Annotated in this window: 3 protein-coding genes and 1 pseudogene; all 4 read right to left on the bottom strand. The window is 29.1% G+C overall.

Features of this window, described 5'->3' with window-relative positions; genetic code table 11:
• On the bottom strand, positions 1–894 hold an 894-nt coding region (locus ACOTVC_RS08550; RefSeq protein ID WP_421628330.1), incomplete at its 3' end, for a lipase family protein.
• A gap of 50 nt (positions 895–944) precedes the next feature.
• Complete coding sequence (locus tag ACOTVC_RS08545) at positions 945–1448, bottom strand: hypothetical protein (RefSeq protein ID WP_421628328.1); 504 nt, start codon at positions 1446–1448, stop codon at positions 945–947.
• The gene (locus ACOTVC_RS08540; RefSeq protein ID WP_039626157.1) at positions 1445–1951 is read right to left on the bottom strand and encodes a hypothetical protein; all 507 of its coding nucleotides are present in this window, start codon (positions 1949–1951) and stop codon (positions 1445–1447) included. The genes ACOTVC_RS08545 and ACOTVC_RS08540 overlap by 4 nt, the downstream gene beginning before the upstream one ends.
• Positions 1951–2244: pseudogene (locus ACOTVC_RS08535) on the bottom strand (hypothetical protein); the annotation flags it as partial. The pseudogene ACOTVC_RS08535 and the gene ACOTVC_RS08540, both read right to left, overlap by 1 nt.

Genomic DNA, 2244 nt, shown 5'->3' with positions numbered 1-2244 from the left:
TGTATATATTTGAATATTTTTCATAAAATGATTAAGATACTCTATACATTCACTAAAACTTTTATCTTTGACTTTGTTATGGTTAGCATCTAATTCTAAAAGATAGGAGTAGAAGTAAAGAGTTTGAGTTAGGGGGATTATGGAGTGATCTCCTGTTATTCCAGAGCTTGTATTGATTGTATGAAGCAGCGTTGTATCACTATATTGATTATCTTGGTGTAATCCTAGCTTAATCCCTAGTTTTGATATAGGAGAGCCGATATACCATTCGTTTTTGTATTCATTATTACTTGATTCGCAATGATGTATAGAATCTTGAATTGAGAGTTTGTATATATATCTTTCATCTCCTTTAAGTTCAAAATTTTGAGGTGTTCTCCTATCTTCTTTAAAATATTGCCAATAATTATAAGCAAGTTGTCTATAATATGGTGCAATATCTGCTAAAATAGGAATAGCATTAATATTGAGTGCCATCATTGTTGTATGAGTAGAAATACTCATTATTATCCCATAGTATTGACTTTGTTTCTCTTGGATTATCTTGTGTAATATCTCTTGTATCTTACTTTCTAAGGAGATATTATCCTTACCTAAATCTCTTGCTCTATTTGCTATATTTTTTATTTCTTCTTTTATAAATCTTTCTTGTTGTTCTCTACTGTGAAATACAAAGAGTTTTACTATATAATCATAAGGAGGTATTATATTTCTAGCTCCAGGTGCATTGTAAGTATATAAAGCTTTGATATTGTTTCTATTTTTATCATCACATAAACTTAAGACAAGCATTTGTGCTAAAGCTCCACCTAGAGAGTGTCCTGTAATGGTAAGAGAATCTTTTTCTTTGATTTGTGGATAATCTTCAATACAAGTTTCATAAAAGTTTATCATATCATCATATTGTGCCTTGGGTATAGAGCCCATAGCTAAAGAAGCATCAGCTACAAACAAATCTTAAAAGAACTCATTTCTGCTCCTCTAATGGCTAAAATATAATTGATATAGCCATATTCACTTGTATAGCTTTTTTCTTTAGTTTTACTATCAATTTGTTTTCTTTTTTCTCCAAATAAAGTAGCACTAAAGCCAGATCCCGTATTAGAGCAATGTTTTAACAAATCATAGCGAGAAAAGAATTGTTTAACTTGGAGTGGGGAGAAGTCGCCATCGAGCTTGCTGATAGTAATTTCTTTTTGTTCTTTATCTAACTGAACAAATTCAACAACTCTATGATTTTTATAGTTTGTATTCAAAATATCCGTAATGTAAGTTTCTTGAATTTTAGGTTTATTGTCAGCGTCTCTAATTTCATTGCCTTGCCTATCTTGCATTACAAGAAAGTGAGATTTACTTTGCTGTTCTAAAAAATAGTGAAAATATCCATAGCTAGCCCATGCTAACTCAGCGTTATCTCGTAGTTTTTCAACTATCTCTTTATTTGTCATTTTGCCTCCTTAAAATTACAGATAAACTTATTATCTTTAAAACATTCTGGCATCTCTTTAATATAGATATTACCACAGGTAATATAATTATTCCACATAACTCTAAAATCCATATTGCCTTCATTGCCTAATATCATGGGTCTCCAATCATACCAAATTGAGCCTGATTCATTGATTTCTATTATATTTTTTTCCAAATCCATTTTAATATTTAACTGAGCTTTTATTCTCTCAGTATCATATCTAAATCGTGCAATATAATTATTATTCTCAAGTTTTAAATTATTTTGTAAATCACCAGGATTAACTCCAAATAATTTTAATGCTTTCTCTGTTCTTTTTTTAGAAGGCGGTGTAATATCTAACTCACATATTTCCTTAAACTTCCAATAACTTGGTTGTAATTCATAAGGAGTATAATAAAGTGGGATTCCAAGTAGATAAATTCCAAATAATGTAATAAATACTAAGATAATCTTTTTAGGTGCAAGAAACTTTTTCATTATTTGACTTCCTTAGGCTCTATTCCTCTAATGGCTAAAATATAATTGATATAGCCATATTCACTTGTATAGATTTTTTCTTTAGTTTTACTATCAATTTGTTTTCTTTTTTCTCCAAATAAAGTAGCACTAAAGCCACTTGTAGTGTTGGGCTGATGTTTTAAAAGTTTAAATCTATTTACAAAATCAATAGTTCTTTTACTAAGTGCATCATTTAATCCTACCCTACTAATATCATTATCCAATGTTATTTCTTTACTATCAAAACAAGTATTTATAAGAGAAATACAATA

It is taken from the genome of Campylobacter sp. GB48, from assembly GCF_049221845.1.
In the GTDB taxonomy this organism is placed as follows: Bacteria; Campylobacterota; Campylobacteria; order Campylobacterales; family Campylobacteraceae; genus Campylobacter_D; species Campylobacter_D lari_C.
Note: the sequence above shows the minus strand (reverse complement) of the source record. Positions and strands in the feature narration are given on the sequence as shown.

Coding starts and splice junctions, on each gene's coding strand:
- ACOTVC_RS08545 (WP_421628328.1), bottom strand. CDS start 1,448: ATGACAAATAAAGAGATAGTTGAAAAACTACGAGATAACGCTGAGTTA.
- ACOTVC_RS08540 (WP_039626157.1), bottom strand. CDS start 1,951: ATGAAAAAGTTTCTTGCACCTAAAAAGATTATCTTAGTATTTATTACA.